At 69.7% G+C, this 19,750-nt stretch carries 18 protein-coding genes; 13 read left to right on the forward strand and 5 right to left on the reverse strand.

Features of this window, described 5'->3' with window-relative positions; genetic code table 11:
- Positions 1-17: 17 nt before the first annotated feature.
- Positions 18-1,133, reverse strand: coding sequence for an aminomethyl transferase family protein (locus AC1DT6_RS23695; RefSeq protein ID WP_441631282.1), 1,116 nt, complete (start codon positions 1,131-1,133; stop codon positions 18-20).
- A gap of 186 nt (positions 1,134-1,319) precedes the next feature.
- Here AC1DT6_RS23695 and AC1DT6_RS23700 point away from each other — a divergent pair, with 186 nt between their 5' ends.
- The 6 genes from AC1DT6_RS23700 (at position 1,320) to AC1DT6_RS23725 (ending at position 8,595) form a co-directional block, all read left to right on the forward strand.
- Positions 1,320-3,365 carry a sigma-54-dependent Fis family transcriptional regulator gene (locus AC1DT6_RS23700; protein ID WP_477111409.1) on the forward strand — a complete coding sequence of 682 codons (2,046 nt, stop codon included), beginning with the start codon at positions 1,320-1,322 and terminating at the stop codon, positions 3,363-3,365.
- Between the two features lie 131 nt (positions 3,366-3,496).
- A complete protein-coding gene (locus AC1DT6_RS23705) occupies positions 3,497-4,576 on the forward strand; it encodes a beta-ribofuranosylaminobenzene 5'-phosphate synthase family protein (protein ID WP_477101746.1) in 1,080 nt (359 codons plus the stop codon).
- A 170-nt stretch (positions 4,577-4,746) separates the two neighbouring features.
- Positions 4,747-5,652: an NAD(P)-dependent methylenetetrahydromethanopterin dehydrogenase gene (locus AC1DT6_RS23710; protein WP_441631674.1), complete on the forward strand. Its 906-nt coding sequence runs from the start codon at positions 4,747-4,749 to the stop codon at positions 5,650-5,652.
- Between the two features lie 39 nt (positions 5,653-5,691).
- Complete coding sequence (mch, locus tag AC1DT6_RS23715; RefSeq protein WP_441631672.1) at positions 5,692-6,705, forward strand: methenyltetrahydromethanopterin cyclohydrolase; 1,014 nt, start codon at positions 5,692-5,694, stop codon at positions 6,703-6,705.
- Between the two features lies 1 nt (position 6,706).
- Positions 6,707-7,681, forward strand: a complete 975-nt coding sequence (locus AC1DT6_RS23720; protein WP_477114946.1) for an ATP-grasp domain-containing protein — start codon at positions 6,707-6,709, stop codon at positions 7,679-7,681.
- Positions 7,678-8,595: a triphosphoribosyl-dephospho-CoA synthase gene (locus AC1DT6_RS23725; protein WP_441631668.1), complete on the forward strand. Its 918-nt coding sequence runs from the start codon at positions 7,678-7,680 to the stop codon at positions 8,593-8,595. Before AC1DT6_RS23720 ends, AC1DT6_RS23725 begins: the two co-directional genes overlap by 4 nt.
- A 49-nt stretch (positions 8,596-8,644) precedes the next feature.
- Here AC1DT6_RS23725 and AC1DT6_RS23730 read toward each other — a convergent pair whose 3' ends face one another.
- Positions 8,645-9,055: a dihydroneopterin aldolase gene (locus AC1DT6_RS23730; RefSeq protein WP_441631684.1), complete on the reverse strand. Its 411-nt coding sequence runs from the start codon at positions 9,053-9,055 to the stop codon at positions 8,645-8,647.
- A gap of 490 nt (positions 9,056-9,545) precedes the next feature.
- Between AC1DT6_RS23730 and AC1DT6_RS23735 the strand changes: the two genes are divergently transcribed.
- The 4 genes from AC1DT6_RS23735 to AC1DT6_RS23750 are packed head-to-tail and all read left to right on the forward strand — an operon-like array spanning position 9,546 to position 12,820.
- Positions 9,546-10,118: a flavoprotein gene (locus tag AC1DT6_RS23735; RefSeq protein WP_441631682.1), complete on the forward strand. Its 573-nt coding sequence runs from the start codon at positions 9,546-9,548 to the stop codon at positions 10,116-10,118.
- Positions 10,097-11,482, forward strand: a complete 1,386-nt coding sequence (locus AC1DT6_RS23740; protein ID WP_477114947.1) for a DUF6513 domain-containing protein — start codon at positions 10,097-10,099, stop codon at positions 11,480-11,482. The genes AC1DT6_RS23735 and AC1DT6_RS23740 overlap by 22 nt, the downstream gene beginning before the upstream one ends.
- Positions 11,483-11,495: 13 nt before the next feature.
- On the forward strand, positions 11,496-12,119 hold the full coding sequence (locus tag AC1DT6_RS23745) for a DUF447 domain-containing protein (RefSeq protein WP_441631664.1): 624 nt from the start codon (positions 11,496-11,498) through the stop codon (positions 12,117-12,119).
- Positions 12,116-12,820 carry a (5-formylfuran-3-yl)methyl phosphate synthase gene (locus AC1DT6_RS23750; RefSeq protein WP_441631662.1) on the forward strand — a complete coding sequence of 235 codons (705 nt, stop codon included), beginning with the start codon at positions 12,116-12,118 and terminating at the stop codon, positions 12,818-12,820. Before AC1DT6_RS23745 ends, AC1DT6_RS23750 begins: the two co-directional genes overlap by 4 nt.
- Before the next feature lie 2 nt (positions 12,821-12,822).
- Here the strand turns inward: AC1DT6_RS23750 and AC1DT6_RS23755 are convergent, their stop codons facing one another.
- The 3 genes from AC1DT6_RS23755 to AC1DT6_RS23765 are packed head-to-tail and all read right to left on the reverse strand — an operon-like array spanning position 12,823 to position 15,524.
- Positions 12,823-13,419, reverse strand: a complete 597-nt coding sequence (locus tag AC1DT6_RS23755) for an amino acid kinase family protein (RefSeq protein WP_441631661.1) — start codon at positions 13,417-13,419, stop codon at positions 12,823-12,825.
- Positions 13,420-13,456: 37 nt separating this feature from the next.
- Positions 13,457-14,539, reverse strand: a complete 1,083-nt coding sequence (locus AC1DT6_RS23760; RefSeq protein WP_441631659.1) for a hydantoinase/oxoprolinase family protein — start codon at positions 14,537-14,539, stop codon at positions 13,457-13,459.
- The gene (locus AC1DT6_RS23765) at positions 14,529-15,524 is read right to left on the reverse strand and encodes an ATP-grasp domain-containing protein (protein WP_441631657.1); all 996 of its coding nucleotides are present in this window, start codon (positions 15,522-15,524) and stop codon (positions 14,529-14,531) included. The genes AC1DT6_RS23760 and AC1DT6_RS23765 overlap by 11 nt, the downstream gene beginning before the upstream one ends.
- A 9-nt stretch (positions 15,525-15,533) precedes the next feature.
- Between AC1DT6_RS23765 and AC1DT6_RS23770 the strand changes: the two genes are divergently transcribed.
- The 3 genes from AC1DT6_RS23770 to AC1DT6_RS23780 all read left to right on the forward strand — a co-directional run bounded on the left by AC1DT6_RS23770 (position 15,534) and on the right by AC1DT6_RS23780 (position 19,730).
- On the forward strand, positions 15,534-16,262 hold the full coding sequence (locus AC1DT6_RS23770; RefSeq protein ID WP_441631655.1) for a HisA/HisF-related TIM barrel protein: 729 nt from the start codon (positions 15,534-15,536) through the stop codon (positions 16,260-16,262).
- 442 nt (positions 16,263-16,704) lie between these two features.
- Complete coding sequence (locus AC1DT6_RS23775) at positions 16,705-18,051, forward strand: molybdopterin-binding domain-containing protein (protein WP_441631653.1); 1,347 nt, start codon at positions 16,705-16,707, stop codon at positions 18,049-18,051.
- Positions 18,048-19,730: a formylmethanofuran dehydrogenase subunit A gene (locus AC1DT6_RS23780; RefSeq protein ID WP_441631651.1), complete on the forward strand. Its 1,683-nt coding sequence runs from the start codon at positions 18,048-18,050 to the stop codon at positions 19,728-19,730. Before AC1DT6_RS23775 ends, AC1DT6_RS23780 begins: the two co-directional genes overlap by 4 nt.
- Positions 19,731-19,750 lie beyond the last annotated feature (20 nt).

Here is a 19,750-nt window from a genome sequence, read left to right on the forward strand (position 1 = left end):
AATGCGCGGATGCCGGGTCAGGCCGCCTTGACCTGGGTGCGCAGGCGCTGCGGGTCGTAGAACGGCGTCTTGGTTACCGTGCCCGTATGCGCGCCGTTGCTGTCGCGGATCTCAACCTTGGTGCCAAGCGCCTTGTAGCCGGACTGCAGGTGCACGAGCGCCAGCGATTGCATCAGGTAGCGGCTGAAGGTGGCGCTGGTCACCACGCCCACCGCCTTGCCGTCCACGAAGATCTTCGATCCGGCTTCCACCGCGCGGTCATGCCTTACCGCCACGCCGGCCTGGAAGAAGCGCTCCTTGCCGCGCGCGTTCAGCAGCGCCGCCTTGCCCACGTAGTCGCCCGCCTTGTCGGTGTCGATGGCCCAGCCGAGATTGACTTCCCACGGCGTGGTATCGCCTTCCGGCATGTCGAAGGGGAAGAACAGCAAGGCTGCCTCGATGCGGGCGAGTTCGAGCGAATCCCAGGAGCAGGGAATCAGCCCCTGCGGCTTGCCCGCCTCCAGGATGGCGTCCCACAGATCGACGGCGTCCGCCGCGGCGCAGGCGATCTCGAAACCTTCCTCACCCGAGTAGCCGCCCCGGGAAACAATGATCTTGCGGCCGAACAGCGTGGTCTCGCGATGCGCGAAATACGGCAGGGAGGCCAGCTCGATGCCGATATGCGGCTTGAGGATGGCGGCGGCGCGCGGCCCTTGCAGGGACAGCATATGCACGTCAAAGTCTTGCTCCCACTTCACGTCGCGGCCTTTCGAGAGCGCGGCAAGCTGGCGTTGCGTATTGCCGCTGCCGTGCGACAGGCGGTACTGGTTCGGCGCGTCGCAGATCACCATCAGGTCGTCGCTGACGGCGCCGTTCTCATCGACGGCGGCAGCCAGCCGCGCCGTACCCGGCTGCAGGCGATGCACATCGATCGGTACCATCTTGTCGATGACGGCGGCGGCATCCGGTCCGGATACCTTGACGATATTCAGGCCGCTGATGTCATAGAGGCCCGCGGCGGTACGCACCGCCACCACCTCGTCCTGCGGATCGCGCCGGTAGCGCCAGGGGATCGGCATATCGTTCCACGTATCGCCGTCCAGGGTGGAGCCGAGTTCGCGATGCCGAACGTTCAGGATGGATTCTCTGGTCATGTGCAGTCTCCGCAGGGTGTCTGGATTTTTGCGGAGTATGGCGAGCTACCCCCCCTCCCAACAATTTCCACTTGGCACTACCTCCTTGGTAGTAGCTGCGGGCGGTGCCTAAGAGGTATTGCCACGGCAGGCCCCGGTCCGCAGACTCCAGGGCACGGAAGTACGCCAGCGCAGGAGGAGAAACACATGACGGCCTTGACCTTGACCCAGCTCCCCGTTCCGGCCGCGGGCACCCATGGCCAGCGCATCGCGCGCGCCGTCGCCTCCCCGCAATCGACAACGGATACCAGTGCCGCGGTGGTGCGCTCATGGACCCGCTGCCTGGGCGAATACGGGCTCGATCCGGAACGGCGTCCCGTCCCGCCGGTGCTTTGCGCCAGCGAATTGCGCGAGCGCGGCGAGCGCTTCGGCGACCTGGCCGACTGCGCGCGGCTGGAGATGACCACGCTCTACCAGCAACTCGCCGACCCCGATATGGCGGTGATGCTGACCGATGCCGATGGCGTGGTCATGCATCTGGTGGCCGCCGACCCGTTCGCGCGCGAGATCGCCCCGGAAGGCTTGCGCGTCGGCGCGATCTGGAGCGAGCGCGAAGCCGGCACCAATGGTATGGGCACCTGCCTGGCGGAAGCCGGCGCGGTGGCGATACGCCAGCATGAGCATTTCTTCCAGCGCTATACCGGCCTCACCTGCTCGGCGGCGCCGATCTTCGACGAGAACGGCGTGCTGGCGGCGGTGCTCGACGTCACCAGCCGCTCGCCCCTGCTGTGGCAGCAACACTCCCCGGTGCTGGTCGGCATGTCGTGCCGCCATATCGAGAACCGCCTGTTCGATGCCCGCTTCCGGCACGCATATCCGATCCGCTTCCACAGCCAGCCGGAACTGGTCTACACCGCCGGCGAAGGCAAGCTCGCGGTCGACGCCGACGGCGTGGTGCTCGCCGCCAACCGCAGCGCCCTGCTCCAGCTCGGCTTCCCTTCGATGCAGGCATTGCGCGGCAAGCGCATCGACACGCTGTTCATGAGCTCGCTCGACGAGCTGGTGGCACGTAGCGCGCGCCAGTCTTTTCATCCGGTGCCGGTCTACCTCGCGCAAGCATCGGATCGTTTCTTCATGGTCGCGCAGCAGCCGCCGCAGGACTGCCTGCCCCGGCCCGGTCGCCTCGCGGCACGCGGCACGCCGGCGCAGCAGACTGCCGCGCCCAGGCCAGCGCGCGCGGGCCTGGCCTGCGGCGACCCGCGCATGGACGCGCAAGTCCAGCTGGCCACGCGCGTCATCGCGCGCAATGTGCCCGTCCTGCTCCATGGCGAAACCGGCACGGGCAAGGACGTCTTCGCCAATGCGCTGCATACGGCAAGCCCGGCGGCGCAAGGCGCGTTCGTAGCCATCAATTGCGCGTCTCTGCCGGAATCGCTGATCGAGAGCGAACTGTTCGGCTACCGCGCGGGCGCCTTTACCGGCGCTCAGCGCGAAGGCCGGCGCGGCAAGATCCTCCAGGCCGACGGCGGCACGCTCTTCCTCGACGAGATCGGCGATATGCCGATGGCCTTGCAGGCACGCCTGCTGCGCGTGCTGGAAGAGCGCCGGGTGACACCGCTCGGGTCCGAGACCTCGGCCCGGGTGGATTTCCAGCTGATCAGCGCCAGCCATCGCAACCTCGCCGAACTGGTCCACGACGGGCGCTTTCGCGAGGACCTGTTCTACCGGCTAAGCGGCGTCGAACTGCGGCTGCCGCCCTTGCGCGAACGCGCCGACCGGCTGGCCCTGATCCACGCCATCCTGGCCGAGGAAGCCGGCCCGCAGGAAACGCCGCCCACGCTCGCACCCGATGCCGAGCAGGCGCTGATGCGCTACGACTGGCCCGGCAACCTGCGGCAGCTACGCTACGTGCTGCGCACCGCTGTAGCCCTGTGCGACGGCACGCGGCTGACCAGCCGGCAACTTCCTCCGGAAGTCGTGCAAGGCGCGCAACATGCCGCACGCCGCGGTCGGGGAGCCGACGCAGGGGCCGAAGCAAGCAAGCCCGCGCAGGAGAGCCTGCCGCCCTTCAACGCCATCCAGCTGAACGAGCGCAAGACCATCCTGGACCTGCTGGAGACGCATCGCTGGAATGTCAGCACCGTCGCCCGCACGCTGCGGGTCAGCCGCAACACGCTGTACCGCAAGATGCACCAGCTCTGCATCGAGATCGCGCGGGAGGCGGCTGCGTCGCGGCATGAGGCCGGGGCCTGAGCGCGCGCCGCTTGCGCCATGACACGCTCTCACCCCACCGTGCCGCGCCCCGCCGGTTGCGGTCCGGCGGCGCAGCGGTATGCCGCCAGATAGATCAGGCAGACAAAGCGATTCGCGAAAGGCCCTCATCCATGCAAACGCTCGAAAAGCCCGGCCACGACATTCATGGCATCAGCCCGTCCGGCGCGGTCCGGATTCACGCCACCGGGCGCCTGCACCTGGGCTTTCTCGACCCGGGCGCATCGCTCGGGCGGCGCTTCGGCAGTCTCGGCTTGTCGATCGGCGGCCCGGCGACCATCCTCGACCTCGGCCCGGCCGCGCAAGACCGGGTCGCCGCGGCGGACTACGCCGCGCGCCAGGAAGTGCCGCGCGTCTTGGCCTGGCTGGAGCGGCTCAAGCAAGCCAGCGGCATCCAGCGCCCGCTCGCGGTCCGGCTGCATGAGGTACTGCCGGCGCATGCGGGCTTCGGCTCGGGTACGCAACTGGCGCTGGCCCTGGGYCGGGCATTTTCCGAGCTGCACGGCCTGCCGTGGTCGGGCGCCGACATCGCCCGCCTGCTGGACCGTGGCGGCCGCTCCGGCGTGGGCATCGCCGCATTCGAGCGCGGCGGGCTGCTGGTGGACAGCGGCCCGCGTGGCGCGGGCAGCGTGCCGCCGCTGGCGGCGCGATTCGATTTCCCGGCCGATTGGCGCATCGTACTGCTGCTCGACACCAGCCGCACCGGCCTGCACGGCGCGGCGGAGAAGCAAGCCATGCAAGGGCTGCCGCCCTTTCCGCAAGCGCTGTCCGCCGATCTCTGCCACCGCGTGCTGATGCAGATCCTGCCTGCCGCCGCCGAGCAGGACTTCGCGCCCTTCGCCGAGGGCGTCAATCACCTGCAGCAGGTCATCGGCAACTACTTCGCGCCGGCGCAGGGCGGCGTGTATAGCAGCCCGGCGGTCGGCCACGTGCTGGACCGGATCACGCGGCAAGTCGGCGCCGGCCCTGCCGCCGTCGGACAAAGCTCTTGGGGGCCGACCGGCTTCGCCATCGTGCCTTCGCAGGCCGCTGCCGAACAGGCGGTGGCAGACGCCCGCGCGGCCGGACTGCTGGGGCCCTTCCTGGAAGCACGCATCGTCACGGGAGCCAATCGCGGCGCGCAGGTCGTGCCATCGGCGCGGCATGAAGCGGGTATCTCAAAGCCGGCGGCTTGTTGCAATGCGGCGGCGTAACGAGCGCAACGAGCGCCCGCCCTCTCCCGTATGCGGCGCCTTCTTTGCCTGCTTTCCTGGCGAGACAAGAAAGCAGGTCGCCGCCCCGCGGGGGTGGTGAAACTGCCTTTGACTTCAGGCCTTTGAAGTTGAAGTTGAAGTTGAGCACCTCAGACCACGGAGCCCCCAAAATGGCACGCCCCTGCATCCTGCATATGTTCACCCCCACCCGGCAAGCCAGCCCCTTCGACGTCAACATGGCCATCGACGCCGGCTACGCGCACGTCATCCCCTACGCCGAAGCCGGCCTCGACAACATCACAGCGCTGACCCAGGACGCCATCTTCTCCCGCGGCCCGAAAGGCGTCGCCAACACCGGCATCTTCATCGGCGGCCGCGACGTGGTGCTGGCGGCGGACATGCTCGACGCGGCCCGCAAGGCCATGGTGCCCCCGTTCGCGGTGTCGGTCTTCGCCGACCCGAGCGGTTCCTACACCACAGCGGCGGCGCTGGTAGCCGCCGTCGAAAGGCAACTGCGCAAAGTGCATCAAACCGACTTCTCCGGCCGCAGGGTACTGGTACTTGGCGGCAGCGGCGCCGTCGGCCGCGTCGCCGGTGCGCTGGCCTCGCAACTCGGCGCGCGCGTCTGGCTATCGAACCGCTCCGGCAGCGAGCAAGCCACCCGCATCAGCCGGGAAACCAACGAACGCTTCAACGCGCAGACCGAAGGCATCCTGATCCGCTCGGCCGACGCGCTGCGGGCTGCACTGGCCGAAGCCGACGTGGTATTCGCCACCGCAAGCGCCGGCGTCCAGGTCGTTGGCGAGGCGGACCGTGCCGCCGCGGGCAAGCTGCTGGTGGCCGCCGACGTCAACGCCGTGCCCCCGGCGGGCATCGCGGGCGTGGACGCCATGGACGACGGCAAGCCCATCGGCACCGGCAAGGCCGTGGGCGTAGGCGCACTCGCCATCGGCAATATCAAGTACCAGGTCCAGCATCGCTTGTTCCTCGCCATGCGCGAAGCCGCCAGGCCGGTCTACCTGGGCTTCCCCGAAGCCATGGCGATGGCGCGCACCGTGGCCGCCGAACTGCCTTGAGCACCAGGCGCTGGTCCCCACCACCGAACCGAGGCACCCATGCCAAGCACAACGAATGCCCACCCTGCCCGCTCACTCAGCGTCAACGCACTCAGCCAGCCGCTCGTCGCCAGCCTGCTCGACCATCGCGCCGAGTGGCGGCTCGCGGTCTCCGAAGGGCCCATGGGCGTGCGCATCGTCGATGCCGGCGTCGAGACGCGCGGCAGCGTCGAGGCTGGCCTGGCCATCGCCGCGATCTGCATGGGCGGGCTGGGCCAGGTGCGGCTGCGGCACGGCGGCGAAGGCTGGCCCACGCACATCGAGGCCAGCAGCGGCCAGCCGGTGCTGGCCTGCCTGGCCAGCCAGTACGCCGGCTGGAGCCTGAGCGCCAGCCAGGAGGAAACCGGCGGCAAGACATTCTTCGCGCTGGGCTCCGGCCCCGCGCGCGCGCTCGCCGGCAAGGAAACGCTGTTCGAGGAACTCGGCTATCGCGACAAGCTCCACGCCGGTGACGGCGGCGCCTGCCTGGTGCTCGAAGTCGACCGCGCGCCGCCGGAGATCGTCATCCGGAAGATCCTGCGGGACTGCGGGCTGCAGCCCGGGCAACTGACCGTGATCCTGACGCCGACGGCAAGCCTGGCGGGCACCACGCAGGTGGTGGGGCGCGTGCTGGAGGTGGCGCTGCATAAGGCGCACGTGCTCGGCTTCCCGCTGGATCGCATCGTCGGCGGCAGCGGTGTCGCGCCACTGCCGCCACCGGGCGCCGATGCCGGCGACGCGATGGGCCGCACCAACGACGCCATCCTGTATGGCGGCAGCGTGCACCTGACGGTCGATGCCGACGACGATGCCGCCCGGGCGCTTGCGCTGGATCTCCCGTCGGCCAGGTCGCGTGACTATGGGCGCCCCTTCGCCGACGTGTTCAGGGAATACGGCTACGACTTCTACCGCATCGACCCGGCCCTGTTCGCCCCCGCCGAAGCATGGGTCAGCAATCTCGCGTCCGGACGGACCTGGCACTCGGGCGGACTGAACATGGCGCTGCTGCGCGCGCAATGGCTGGTGGAGGCCTGAGATGGCCGCCTCCCCTTCGCGCGGGCCGCTGCGCGTCGCCATCATGACCGACGAAACCGGCTGGCATACCGCCAGGCTGAAGCAGGCGCTGCGCGCACGCGCCTGCGAAGGCCGCTGCGTGAACCTGGCCGATTGCCGGATCGACACCACCTGGGCCTGGCACGGGCTGGTGATCCCGGGCTATGGGCGCGGCTTGCCCGACGCCGTGATCGTGCGCGGCCTCGCCTCCGGCAGCTTCGAGCAGGTCACGCTGCGGCTGGGCATCCTGCACGCGCTGCGCGAGCTGGGCGTGCCCGTGTATAACGACGCGCGCGCTATCGAGCGCAGCGTGGACAAGGGCATGACCAGCTTCCTGCTGCATCTGGCCGGCATTCCCACACCCGCGACCTGGGTGAGCGAATCCGCGCCGCAGGCGCAGCGCACGGTGATGYGCGAGAGCGCCGCCGGGCGCGCGCTGGTGCTCAAGCCACTGTTCGGCTCACAGGGCAAGGGGCTGCAGCGCATCGGCACGGTGGACGCGGGCCATGCGCCCGTGCCCCTGCCCGCGCTGGTGGCGTACCGGMAGGTGGCCTATCTGCAGCGTTTCGTGCCCGCTCCGGCCGCGCCGGGCAAGCCCGGCTTCGACTGGCGCGTGCTGGTGATCGGTGGACGGGCGGTGGCCGCCATGCGCCGCGTCAGCCAGGGCTGGATCCACAATGTGGCGCAGGGCGCCCGCTGCGAGCATGCCGAGATCACGCCGGCGCTGGCCGCGCTCGCTGTGCGCGCCACCGAGGCGCTTGGCCTCGACTACGCGGGCGTGGATCTCGTTCCCACCGGAGAAGGGGAAGCCACGGATGGTGCCATGGTCATTGAGGTCAATGGCGTGGCAGCCTGGCATGGACTGCAATCGGTTACGGAAGTCGATATCGCCGGCCTGCTCGTCGACGACCTGCTGGCGCGCAAGCTGCCCGCGGCGCGCCACGGAGCCGTGGCGTGAGGGCGGCGCCGGACAACCGCGTGGCCGGCAATGCGGCCGCGGCCTTCCTGTGGGCATGCACGCTTGACGTAGCGGTGGCGAAGCCGGGCAATGTCAGCATGGATGCGCCGGGGCACGGCATGAGCGCCGGGCTCTTCCTGGACAGCGCGGCGGCGGCGGTGGCACCGCTGACCGACGGCGCGCTCAGGGTCGGCGAACGCATCGAACAGGCAGTCGCGCAAACGCAGGCGGTTGCCAGGTGCAATACCAATCTTGGCATMCTGCTGTTATGCGCGCCGCTTGCCACCGCCATGGAAGCCGGGCCTCCGCGCGATGCCAGAACGCTTGGCGAGCGGATCGAGGCGGTGCTGGCGGCCCTGACCGTGGCCGATACCGAGGCCGCCTATCGCGCGATCGCGCACGCCATGCCGGCCGGCCTTGGCACGGCGCCGGAGCAGGACGTGGCCACCAGGCCCACAGTGAACCTGCGCGCCGCCATGCACCTGGCCACCATGCGCGATACCGTGGCGCGCCAGTATGCAAACGGCTACGCCGACCTTTTCACGCTCGGGCTGCCGGTGTTGCGCAGGCACCTCGCCGGGCACGGTGCCTGGCACGAGCGGCTGCACCGGGCGGTGACAGCCGTCTATCTCGCTTTTCTTGCGCGCTTCCCGGATTCGCATATCGCGCGCAAGCATGGGCTGCCGGCGGCAAGGCGCGTGAGCAACCGGGCGCGGCTGTTCCACGGGCGCTTCGAGGCGGGCCAGTCCATCGATCCGGAGGAATTCGCGCAGTGGGACCGGGAGCTGAAAGCCGCCGGCGTCAACCCAGGTACCAGCGCCGACCTGACGGTGGCCTGCGCGATGATCGCGGGTTGCCTCGATCCGCAGATATGCGCCATGCGGATCGATCCGCGCCAGCCCGGAATCAGCTAGCGCGCAGCGGCGTGGCACCGGCCTGTTCCGGCGCCACGCCGGAACATACCTAGACGCTGACGGCGCCGCCCAGCCAGCCGGGCACTCGATCTTGCACGCGCTGCGACGCGTCCCGCCGCCGCTCTATCGCGACCCCCACCGCGCCAACGTCGTCGAACTTCTTCGGTTTGACGACCACGACCCGCACCCAGTGCGCCCCAAAGTCTTCCAGCAGCAATTGCGCCACGCGCTCGGCAAACGCTTCCAGCAACTGCAGCCGGTGCGTGGCCATCAACTCCCGCAACGCGGTGCGGACCTTGCCGTAGTCGATGGTGTCGCCGATCCGGTCGCTGCTGCAGGCGGCGCTTCGCGGCAGCCCGGCGGTCAGGTCGATGCGCAGCGGCTGTGGCGTGCCCAGCTCGCTAGCGTCGATGCCGATGATCGTCTGCCCTTCGAAGCCTTCGATAAAGATCAGGTCCATCGGGCCGGGCGAGGCCGCCGGTGCCGCGCGGGCGGCCATGGATTCCGCCTTCACGCCCGGCAGCGCGCCGAATTCCGCCGCTTCGGCCTGCCACATCATGTCGTCTCGTTTCATCTGCCCTCCTTGCAATGCACTTGCTACTAGCGCGCGGCCGGCGACCACGCTCCGGCGCTGGTCTCGCAAAAAGCAGGCCACACCGACACACCGAGCGGCGCCCCCGTGCCAGCGCGGCCCCGCAGGCGGGCGGCGCGGCGCCGGGCTGTGGGACACACGCACCGGACGGCACAACCTGTCCCGCCGACGGCGCAGTCAGCGCGGCGCAACACGCAGCCAGGGCCTTGCGGATCAAGGCGCAGGCGGCAGGCACGACTCCTGCGATCATTTCAGCCAGATCGATCCCTTAGCGAGCCGCCCGTTGCCCCACCCGCCCGCCTCCCTCCACCTGGACGCCGAACCATTCGCCGCCGTCGACCGCGACGCCCCCGATGCCCTGGCCCGGACCGAGGGCGCGCCACGCTTCGCCTGGGCTATCACCGGCTCCGGCCATTTCCTCGAAGAATGCCTGGCGCTGGCCGCCGCCCTGCCCGACGTGGATCTGTTCCTGTCGCGCGCGGCCGAGGAAGTGCTGGCGATCTACGGCATCCAGTTGAAGGACCTGAAGGCACGCTTCCGGGTTTTCCGCGACAAGACCGCCAGCGCGGCGCCGGTCGGCATGTTCTATGCGCGCCGCTACCACACCGCCATCGTCGCGCCGGCCACCAGCAACACCGTCGCCAAATGCGCCGTGGGCATCTCCGACACGCTGCCGACCAATATCCTCGCGCAGGCGGGCAAGCTCGGCATCCGCGGCATCGTGTACGCGTGCGACACCGAGCCGGTGGTGGTGACCAAAGGGCCGGACGGCTGGCTGAAGCTGCATCCCCGCAATATCGAACTGGAAAACGTGGAACGCCTGCGCCGCATCGACCATTGCGAAGTGGTGTGCTCCATCGGCGAGCTGCGGGGCGCACTCGATCAACGACTCAAGGCACTGTCACTGACATGGAACACATCGTCTTCCTGACCGGCCGCCTGGCGGAAAAAGGCCTGGAACGCGTGCTGCGCAGCCTGGAGCCTGCGCCGTTTACCTGGGAGATCCGCGAAATCGGCGTGCAGGTGGCCGCGCTGATGACCGCCGACCTGGTGCGCCGCCGCGTGGCCGCGCCGGTGGTGGCGGACCGCATCATCGTCCCCGGCCGCTGCCGCGGCGACCTGGACGCGCTCTCGCTGCACTACGGCATGCCGGTCGAGCGCGGACCGGAAGAACTCAAGGACCTGCCGCAGTTCTTCAACCGCAAGGCCAAACCGGTCGACCTGTCCCGGCACGATATCGCCATCTTCGCCGAGATCGTCGACGCGCCGCAGCTCGACGTCGAAAGCGTATGCGCGCGGGCGCGCCGGCACCGGGCCGATGGCGCCGACGTGATCGACCTTGGTTGCCTGCCCGCCACGCCGTTCCCGCACCTGGAGGAAACCGTGCGCGCGCTGAAGGCGGACGGCTTCCTGGTCAGCGTGGATTCCATGAACGCGGAAGAACTGGTGCGCGGCGGCAAGGCTGGCGCCGACTACCTGCTCAGCCTGACCCTGGACACCCTGTGGGTGGTGGACGAAGTCGCCTCCACGCCGATCCTGGTGCCGCAGCAGCCGGGCGACGAGGCATCGCTGTACGCGGCGGTCGAAGCCATGGCGCAGCGCGGCCGGGCCTATATAGCCGATGCCATCCTCGACCCCATCCCGTTCGGCCTGCTGGCCTCGCTCGGGCGCTACGAGCGGCTGCGCCAGCGCTTTCCCACCGCGCCCATCATGCTCGGCGTGGGCAACCTGACCGAGCTGACCGAAGCGGACACCGGCGGCATCAACGCCATCCTGATGGGCATTGCGGTGGAGCTGCATGCCTCGGCGATCCTGACCACGCAGGTCAGCGGCCATGCGCGCCGCGCCATCCGCGAGGCGGACGTGGCACGCCGGATGATGCACGCCGCGCGCGAGCAGAACGCCCTGCCCAAAGGCATCACCGACCAGATGATGACGCTGCATGCACGCGAGCCCTACCCCGACACGCCAGAGGAAATCGCGGAAACCGCCAGCGCGATCCGCGACCCGAACTTCCGCGTGCAGGTGTCCGAGCAAGGGATCCACGCCTACAACCGCGACGGCCACCATGTGGCGGCGGACCCTTTCGCGCTCTTTCCCCGCCTGCAGCTGGAGGCCGACGGCAACCATGCCTTCTACATGGGTGTGGAACTGGCCMGCGCGGAAATCGCCTGGCGCCTGGGCAAGCGCTACGTGCAGGACCAGCCGCTGGACTGGGGCTGTGCCGACGAACGCGAAAAGCAGGACCTGACCGAATGGTGCGCCCCTGGCGCCACCATGAAAAAACGGGCCTGAGGACATGACAACCATGAGCAACGACGTAATCCACGAAGCCGTCGTCACCACCGTCTCGGTGGCCGGTGCACCGCATATCGCGCCGATGGGCGTGCGCTACCAGGGCAGCGGCATCGTGCTGATGCCGTTCCGTCCCTCCGCCACCTACGACAACATCGTCGGCACCGGTACGGCCGTGGTCAACCTGACGACCGACGTGCGTGTCTTCGCCGGCTGCCTCACCGGCCGGCGCCAGTGGCCCACCGTGCCGGCGGAACGGATCCACGGCGTGCGGCTGGCCAGTGCGCTGAGCCACATTGAACTGCGTCTTGCGCAGGAGAACGGCGACGCAACGCGGCCAGCCCTGCGCATGGAGCGCGTGCACGAAGCCCGCCATGGCGAATTTGCCGGCTTCAACCGCGCGCAGGCAGCGGTCATCGAAGGCGCCGTGCTGGTCAGCCGGCTACATCTGCTGCCGGCCGACAAGATCGCCCGTGAGATGGCCTACCTGCAGATCGCCATCGACAAGACCGCCGGCGCGGCGGAACGCGAAGCATGGCAATGGCTGCTGGACCGCATTGCGGCCTGGCATGCCGGCAGTATCGGCACGCACGCCCCTTGTGCCGCCCCCGAGCCCACCCTGGAGAAAACGCGATGACATCCCTGCTGACCAGCGTACGCAATGTGGAAGAGGCCCTGCAAGCCGCCAGCGCGGGGGCCGAGCTGATCGACCTGAAAGAGCCGAAGGCCGGCGCGCTCGGCGCGCTGCCGGCGGAAACCGTGCTGGAGGTGGTCGGCGCGATGCGCGCGCGCTGGCCCGGGCGCCTGCTGAGCGCGACGATCGGCGACCTGGCGCCGGCCGAGCATGCCGTCATGATGCTGATGGCCAACACCATCGGCAAATGCGGTGTCGATTACGTCAAGGTGGGCGTGGCACCCGGCGAGCATGCGCGCGCGGCCTTGCGGCGGCTGGCTACCCTGCCGTGGCAGGTGGTGCCGGTGTTCCTGGCGGACCACGGGCTGGACCTGAAGCTGGTTGAGGAGGCCTGCGGGATGGGGTTCCCGGCGGTGATGGCCGATACGGCGGGCAAGCAGGCGGGCAGCCTGTTCGATTGCGTCGATATGGCGGCGCTTGCCGCCATGACAGCGATGGCGCGGCGCCGGGGCGTCAAGGTTGGCCTGGCCGGTTCCCTGCAGCTCGAACATCTGCCCCGGCTGCACACGCTGGCGCCGGACTTTGCCGGCTTCCGTGGCGCGCTGTGCGACGGTGGCCGCGCCGGGCGGCTCGATCCACGGAAGGTGGCGGCGTTGCGGGCTGGCTTGCACCCGGCGGTTGCGCTGGAACCGCAGCCGGCCTGAGCCTACCCGCCGCCCGCCGCGCTGGCGCGCAGCAACGCGCGCAGGCGCGGCAGGTCTGCCTTCTGCAGAAGGTCGACCGCAAACGGCGCATCGCGCGTGTAATGGCAAAAGTGCCCATCGACCACCCCGGCGTGCGCATGCTGCGCCAGCGTCATCCCCGCCCCGATCTGGCACGACTTGACCAGCACCAGCCTTTGCGCGCCAAGCCGGCTGGCCAGCCACGCGGCAATGCTGTCGGAAGTCGCGTCCCAGTTCGCCAGCGCATCCCGCTCCTTGCGCAGCAGGCCGTATGGCGCCCATACGGCAACGCCGCCATTGCGCAGCACGGCGTGGATCGCATGTTCGTCGGCGGCCACCGTCAGGGCCGGGCACAGGCCCTGCAGCATCAAGCCGTACTGGACCATGGCCAGCACCGCCATATTGTGGGCAACCAGGTCGTCGAACCCCCATTGCGCCTGGTAATCGCGCACCTCGTCGGCAAAGCCGCCCCCGCCCGGCACCACCACCACGCGCCCGCCGCCGAGCGCGGCCAGCTCCCGCAGCCAGTCCGGCAAGAGCGGATCGCGGCCCAGGCTGCCGCCGATCTTTACGACGTGCACGGGGCCTCCCGCTTCAGCGGGGCGGACGTGGAAATCGCTATCGGCATGCCTGCGCGCCCCCCGTCGCGACCGCCGCTTCCCCGGCCTGCCACAGCAGGACCGCCACGGCAACGCTGGGGGCGCACACGCGCGCCCACTCCGCGTGGGCCGGCGCGATACCGGCGAGGTCTTCGAAGGCCCGATAAGGGCGCCCAAGCCGGCCAGCCAGGTCGCGCGCCAGGAAGTGCCCGCACCCCGCGCCGATCACCGGTGCGCCCGGTGGCAGGCCGGACCGGTCGATGACACGCAGCAGGTTGTCCCCAAGTTCCGCGATCTGTGCCAGCCGCCATTGACGCGCCACTTCCAGCCAGGCCGCCGCGGGCGCGTCACGCGCATCGTGCCCGATCATCCTGGCAAGGCGCTGGTGCGTGGCTTCCGGCGTCTTGGCGCCGCCATCGGCGCTCGGGTGGGGATCGTGCGCTTCGCGCAGTTCGCCGGTGACGCGGTACACGTCGGCGGTGGTGGCGAACAGTTCGTTCATCACGTTATAGCTGGCGCCCTTGAAGGCGATGCGGCGTGCGAGCGCGCACAGCGGCGTGCGCGCCACGCCCTGGTACACCAGTTCGCCGGAAGCGAGCCGGCCGGCATCGTCGCGGCCCTGCGCCGCCACCTCGCCGTCCACGATGGGAATCAGGTCGCTGGTGGTGGTGCCGACATCGACCAGCACGCCGTGGCCGATGCGGGCAGCCGCCATGCGGGCGGTCGCCACCCAGTTGGCCGAAGCGATGTGCCGCCAGTCCGCGGCCACTTGCCGCCGCGTGCGCCAGCCGGCCGCGCCGGCGAAGAAAACGGCGCGCTCGCCGAAGGCGCGCCACATGACGTCCGCCAGCGCTGTCACGCCGGCTTCCCGGTTCTCGAACAGGTCGGCCATTTCGCCGGTCATGGTGACCGCGTGCGCGGCATGCGCGCAATCGGGCCAGCGCGCGCGCGCCTGTGCCAGCACACCGTCCAGCAGTTGCAGGCCCTGCCACAAGGGGCAGGCCCACTGCGCGATATCGACCGCGATGCCGTCCTCCAGGCGCGTTGCCTTGATATTGGCGCCGCCCAGGTCCCAGCCGAAGACAAGCTGCTCAGCGGCCATGGGACGCTCCAATGGTGACCGTCCGCTCCGCCAGGATCTGGTGTCCCGCCAGCATCTCGCAGGCCAGGTTGCGGCCAAGCTCGGCCGACAGGCCTGCATAGGCGCAAGTCACACGCGGGTTCACCTCGATCACCACCGGGCCGCGCCGGGGATGCCAGACCAGGTCGATGCCGACGAAGCCGCGCAAGCCCGGCATGCCGGCCACCACGCATTCGGCCACGTCCGCCAGCCGGCGTCCCGCCTGCCCCTTGCATTCGATCGCATTGATCTCCACGCCATCGTCGTGCACCTGTCCGCTCGCATCGACGCGGATGTGCTGCCGGTTCACGCTCAGCAGTTCGGGCCCGCCCGGGCCGCAGAGCAGCGAGACGCTGATCGGCTCGCCCTCCACCCACGGCTCCAGCACCACCGGCTCGCCGTGCGCGAGGCGCCGCAGCCAGCCTTCATGCGCCGCGCCGAAACCATCGTAGGCGTGCGTCGCCACCGATCCCGCGCCATCATCCGGCTTGACCACCCAGCGTCCGGGCTCGGGGGCGTCCCCTTCGCTCCACGGCCGGGTCGCGGCGATGCCGAGCGCGGCCAGCCGCTGCGCGGTCGCGCGCTTGCTGGTGGCCAGCGCGATCGCGCTGGCATCGCAACCCAGCCAGCGCGCGTCGCCCACCATGTAGTTCAGGCTCAGCAGCACGCCTTCGGATTCCGGCGCGACGACCCAGCTGACATCGTGGCAGGCCGCCTGGCGGCGCACGAAATCCGCCGCGTCCTCGCCGGGCATGCGCGCGCAGCAGCTCACCCTGTGCGCGCCATCGCATGCCGGCGGCAACTCGCCGGGCAGCGCCGCGCAGGTAATCGCCACGTCGCCGATGCGCGCGAGATCTGCGATCATGGCGTCACGCATGGCCCGGCCCTGGCGCAGCAGGTGCGGCACCGCGCGGGTGTCCATGGCGCCCGCGCTGATATATTCATAGACGAACACACGCGTCATCATTCCCTCTCCATGCACATCATCCCAGTCATCGATCTTCTTGACGGCCGCGTTGTCCGAGCGGTGCGCGGCCAGCGCGACCAATACCGCCCCATCGTGTCCGGCCTGCATCCGGGCAGCGATCCGGTGGAGATGGCGCGGGCGATGCTCGCGCATTGCGCCAGTGCCACGCTGTATATCGCCGACCTCGACGCACTCACCGGGCGCGCCATCCAGCTCGATGCGCTGCGAGCGCTGTGCCAGGCCTTGCCGGAAATCGAACTCTGGCTGGACGCTGGCTTCGCCAACGCGGCGCAGGCCACCGCGGCGCTGGCTGCGCTGTGCGGCGCCGGTGCGCGGGTGGTGCCGGTGTTCGGCAGCGAAACCCTGTCCGAGCCACCCGCCGCGGCAGGCAGCGCGCCACCCTTCGACGCCTGGCCCGGCGCCGTGCTTTCGCTCGACCGGCGCCATGGCATGCCGCTGGGCAACGCCGCATGGTGGCAAGCCAGCGACGCATGGCCGGCGCAACTGATCGTGATGGCGCTGGACCGCGTCGGCGCGTTCGAGGGGCCGGACCTGGAAACGCTCGCGGCAGTCCGCGCGCAGGCGGGTGCCGGACGCAGGCTGGTCGGCGCCGGCGGCATCCGCCATGGCGCCGATCTCGCCGCCGCCGCGCATGCCGGGGCCAGCGCCTGGCTGGTTGCATCGGCCATTCATGATCTCCGTATCCCGCCGGCTGGCCAGGGAGGACGTTCCTCCTGATCCGCGCGGCGGGCTCCATCAAGCAAACCTACGGTTCATCAGACTTCCGGGCAGGTCAACTGATCGCCGCGTGAAATCTGGCGTAGGTGTGACTCCGCTCTCCCATTTCACGGGAGAGCGGAGCAATCAAGCGCATTGCTTCGGCGTAACTTCCGGCTGGACACATCGCCCACGCTCAAGTCCGGACGAGCAAGCATGCAAGCAGGCATAAACACGTTCCATGCCAGCCCGCCGCGCCGCGCTGGCGCGGCCTGGCGCCGCATGCGCCGCGCGCGGGCGTGACAGGTTGCCCCGCGTACGGAGCACCGGTTGTGTCGTTGCCACCGCGCCTGGCGCATCCTCCAGGCATCGGCTTTTCCCCACCAGGCGCCATGCGCTCGCGGTGGCGGGCGCATGGCAGGCAGGTGGCCAGCCGCTGGCACAGGCTTTGCTCGACTCGGGCATGGCACCCGCAACCGATCTCCCCTCCGCCCCCCGTGGCCGCCCAGCCGCCCAGGCCAGCTGGACCTGTCCTTTCTGCGCGCTGCTGTGCGACGGGCTCGCCGTCCCGCAGGAAGGCCCGGACGGCCAGGCACCGGCGCTGACCGACAGCAATTGCCCGCGCGCGGCAAGCGCGCTCGCTGCCTTCGGCCGGGGGACAACGGCAGCCGAGCCGTGCGCCGATGGCCGCCCGGTGACACTGCCCCAGGCCCTCGACGCCGCCGCTCGCCTGCTGCGCGGGAGCCGCCGCCCGCTGTTCGGCGGCCTCGCCACCGATGTAGCCGGCACGCGCGCGCTTTACGCCTTGGCCAACCACAGCGGCGCCGTGCTCGACCATGCGCATGGCGACGCCATGACGGCCAGCCTGCGCGCGCTGCAGGATCGAGGCGCCTTTACGACCACCCTGGCCGAGGTGCGCAATCATGCCGACCTGATCCTTTGCATCGGCACCCAGCCCTCGCACAAGCACCCCGAGTTCTTCCGGCGCTGCGGACTGATGGACGGCGAACCGCCGTGCCCGCGCGAACTGGTCTTCCTTGGCACGCCGGCCGACCCCGCCGCCGCGCAACTCCCGAACGTGCGCAGCAGCGAGGTGGCGCTGCCCGAAGGCGAGGATCTGTACCAGACGCTTGCGTTGCTGAACGCCCTGTGCCGCCCGCGTGCGCTGGCCGACGGCAACATCGCAACGGCTGCGCTGCGCGATCTCTCGGCCCGCTTGCTCGCTGCGCGTTATGCCGTGATCGTGTGGACGCCCTCCACGCTCTGCGCGCAGGCGGGCGGCAAGCATGCCGCGCTGCTGATCGAAGGCATCCACCACCTGGTCAAGACGCTCAACCGCACCACGCGCGCCGGCGGCCTGTCGCTAGGCGGCGACAACGGCGGCAACACCGTCAACCAGGCCATCACCTGGCTGTCTGGCCTGCCCCTGCGCACGCACGTGCACCCCGGCGGGCTCGATCACGATCCGCATCGCCACCGGACCGAGCGCCTGCTGCGTGGCGGCGAGGTCGATGCCTTGCTGTGGGTTGCCAGTTTCACGCCGGACCTGCCACCGCCCGCCAGCACCGTGCCCACCGTGGTGCTCGGGCATCCCGCGCTGGCCGCCGCGATGGCGCGGCGCCCCGGCGTCTTCATTCCGGTTTCCACCCCGGGCATCGGCTCGGCCGGCCACCTGTTCCGCACCGATGGCGGCATCGTGCTGCCGCTCATCCCGCTGCGCGACGACGGCCTGCCGACGGTCGCGGCAGTGGCGGCGCAAATGCTGGCGCGGCTGCAACAAGCGCCGGCGCCAACGGAGTCCGCATCATGAGCACATTGCGCCTGCATGGAGGCCGCGTGTACGACCCCGCGCGGGGCATCGACGGCCAGCTTGCCGACGTCTATATCCGCGCTGGCCGCATCGTCGAACAGCCTCCCGGCACGCGGGCGGAGGCGGAGCTCGATATCGGCGGCATGGTGGTGATGTCCGGTGGCATCGACATGCACTCGCATATCGGCGGCGGCAAGGTCAATCTGGCCCGGATGCTGCTGCCCGAGGACCACCGCGACAACCTGCCCGCCGGCGGCCCGCTGGAACTGGCGTCCTGCGGCACTTGCACGCCCGGCACGCTGGCCACCGGCTACCGCTATGCGCAGATGGGCTATACCGCTGCGTTCGAGCCCGCCATGATGGCGTCCAACGCGCGCCAGACGCATTTCGAGATGGGCGACACGCCGGTCATCGATCATGGCGCCTATGTCATGCTCGGCAACGACGACCTGTTCCTGCGCATGCTGGCCGGGGGCACCGACTTCCAGCACATCCGCGACTATGTCGGCTGGACCGTCAACGCCAGCAAGGCATTGGGCGTGAAGGTGGTCAACCCGGGCGGCATCTCGGCCTTCAAGTTCAACCAGCGCAAGCTGGATGTGGACGACCAGCACATGCACTACCGCATCACCCCGCGCGACGTGCTGCGCACGCTGAGCCAGGCCCTGACGGAACTCAAGGTGCCCCACCCCTTGCATATCCACGCCAGCAACCTCGGGGTGCCGGGCAATATCGAATCGACGCTTGCCACCATAGCCGCGCTCGAAGGACTGCCGGGCCACCTGACCCACATCCAGTTCCACAGCTACGGCGCGGATGGCCCGCGCAAGTTCTCCTCGGCGGCGCTGCGCATCACCGACGCGGTCAACGCTAACCCCAATATCTCCATCGACGTCGGCCAGATCATCTTCGGCCAGACCGTGACCGCATCGGGCGACACCATGATGCAGGTGAAAAACGCCGACCACGCCCACCCGCGCAAATGGATCGGCGCCGATATCGAGTGTGACGCGGGCTGCGGCGTGGTGCCGTTCCGCTACCGCGAGCAAAGCTATGTCAATGCACTGCAATGGGCCATCGGCCTGGAAGTCTTCCTGACTGTGAAGAACCCCTGGCAGGTGACGCTGACCACCGACCATCCCAACGGCGGCCCGTTCACCAGCTACCCGCATCTGATCCGTCTGCTGATGGACAAGTCCTTCCGCGACGAGCAGCTTGCCAAGCTGCACCCCGAGGTCGCCGCCAACTGCGCGCTGCCGGATATCAAGCGGGAACTGACGCTATATGAGATTGCCGTGCTGACCCGCGCCGGCCCCGCGCGGCTGCTTGGCCTGCGCGACCGCGGCCACCTGGGCGCGGGGGCGGCCGCCGATATCGCGGTGTACCGCGAGGACGCCAACCGCGAAACCATGTTCAGCGCACCGGAGTACGTGTTCAAGGACGGCGCCCTGGTGGCGCGCGCGGGGCGCATCGTGGCCACCCCCGCCGGTGGCACGCACTATGTCGAGCCCGACTATGACAAAGGCATCGAAAAGACCTTGCGCAAGTACAGCGACAGCCATCTCGCCCTGCACTTCGACAACGCCGCCATCGGCCGCGACGAACTGTGCGCCTGCTGCAATGGCGGCCGCCTGCTGCCTGCGCAGTGCGCCCCTCTGCACAAGCAGGACACCGTATGAACAGGCTCCCGACCTTGCCG

This window comes from Cupriavidus sp. 01L45, assembly GCF_056399885.1.

Coding starts and splice junctions, on each gene's coding strand:
- AC1DT6_RS23750 (WP_441631662.1), top strand. CDS start 12,116: ATGACATCCCTGCTGACCAGCGTACGCAATGTGGAAGAGGCCCTGCAA.
- AC1DT6_RS23710 (WP_441631674.1), top strand. CDS start 4,747: ATGGCACGCCCCTGCATCCTGCATATGTTCACCCCCACCCGGCAAGCC.
- AC1DT6_RS23745 (WP_441631664.1), top strand. CDS start 11,496: ATGAGCAACGACGTAATCCACGAAGCCGTCGTCACCACCGTCTCGGTG.
- mch (WP_441631672.1), top strand. CDS start 5,692: ATGCCAAGCACAACGAATGCCCACCCTGCCCGCTCACTCAGCGTCAAC.
- AC1DT6_RS23700 (WP_477111409.1), top strand. CDS start 1,320: ATGACGGCCTTGACCTTGACCCAGCTCCCCGTTCCGGCCGCGGGCACC.
- AC1DT6_RS23730 (WP_441631684.1), bottom strand. CDS start 9,055: ATGGACCTGATCTTTATCGAAGGCTTCGAAGGGCAGACGATCATCGGC.
- AC1DT6_RS23780 (WP_441631651.1), top strand. CDS start 18,048: ATGAGCACATTGCGCCTGCATGGAGGCCGCGTGTACGACCCCGCGCGG.
- AC1DT6_RS23695 (WP_441631282.1), bottom strand. CDS start 1,133: ATGACCAGAGAATCCATCCTGAACGTTCGGCATCGCGAACTCGGCTCC.
- AC1DT6_RS23775 (WP_441631653.1), top strand. CDS start 16,705: ATGGCACCCGCAACCGATCTCCCCTCCGCCCCCCGTGGCCGCCCAGCC.
- AC1DT6_RS23765 (WP_441631657.1), bottom strand. CDS start 15,524: ATGATGACGCGTGTGTTCGTCTATGAATATATCAGCGCGGGCGCCATG.
- AC1DT6_RS23760 (WP_441631659.1), bottom strand. CDS start 14,539: ATGGCCGCTGAGCAGCTTGTCTTCGGCTGGGACCTGGGCGGCGCCAAT.
- AC1DT6_RS23770 (WP_441631655.1), top strand. CDS start 15,534: ATGCACATCATCCCAGTCATCGATCTTCTTGACGGCCGCGTTGTCCGA.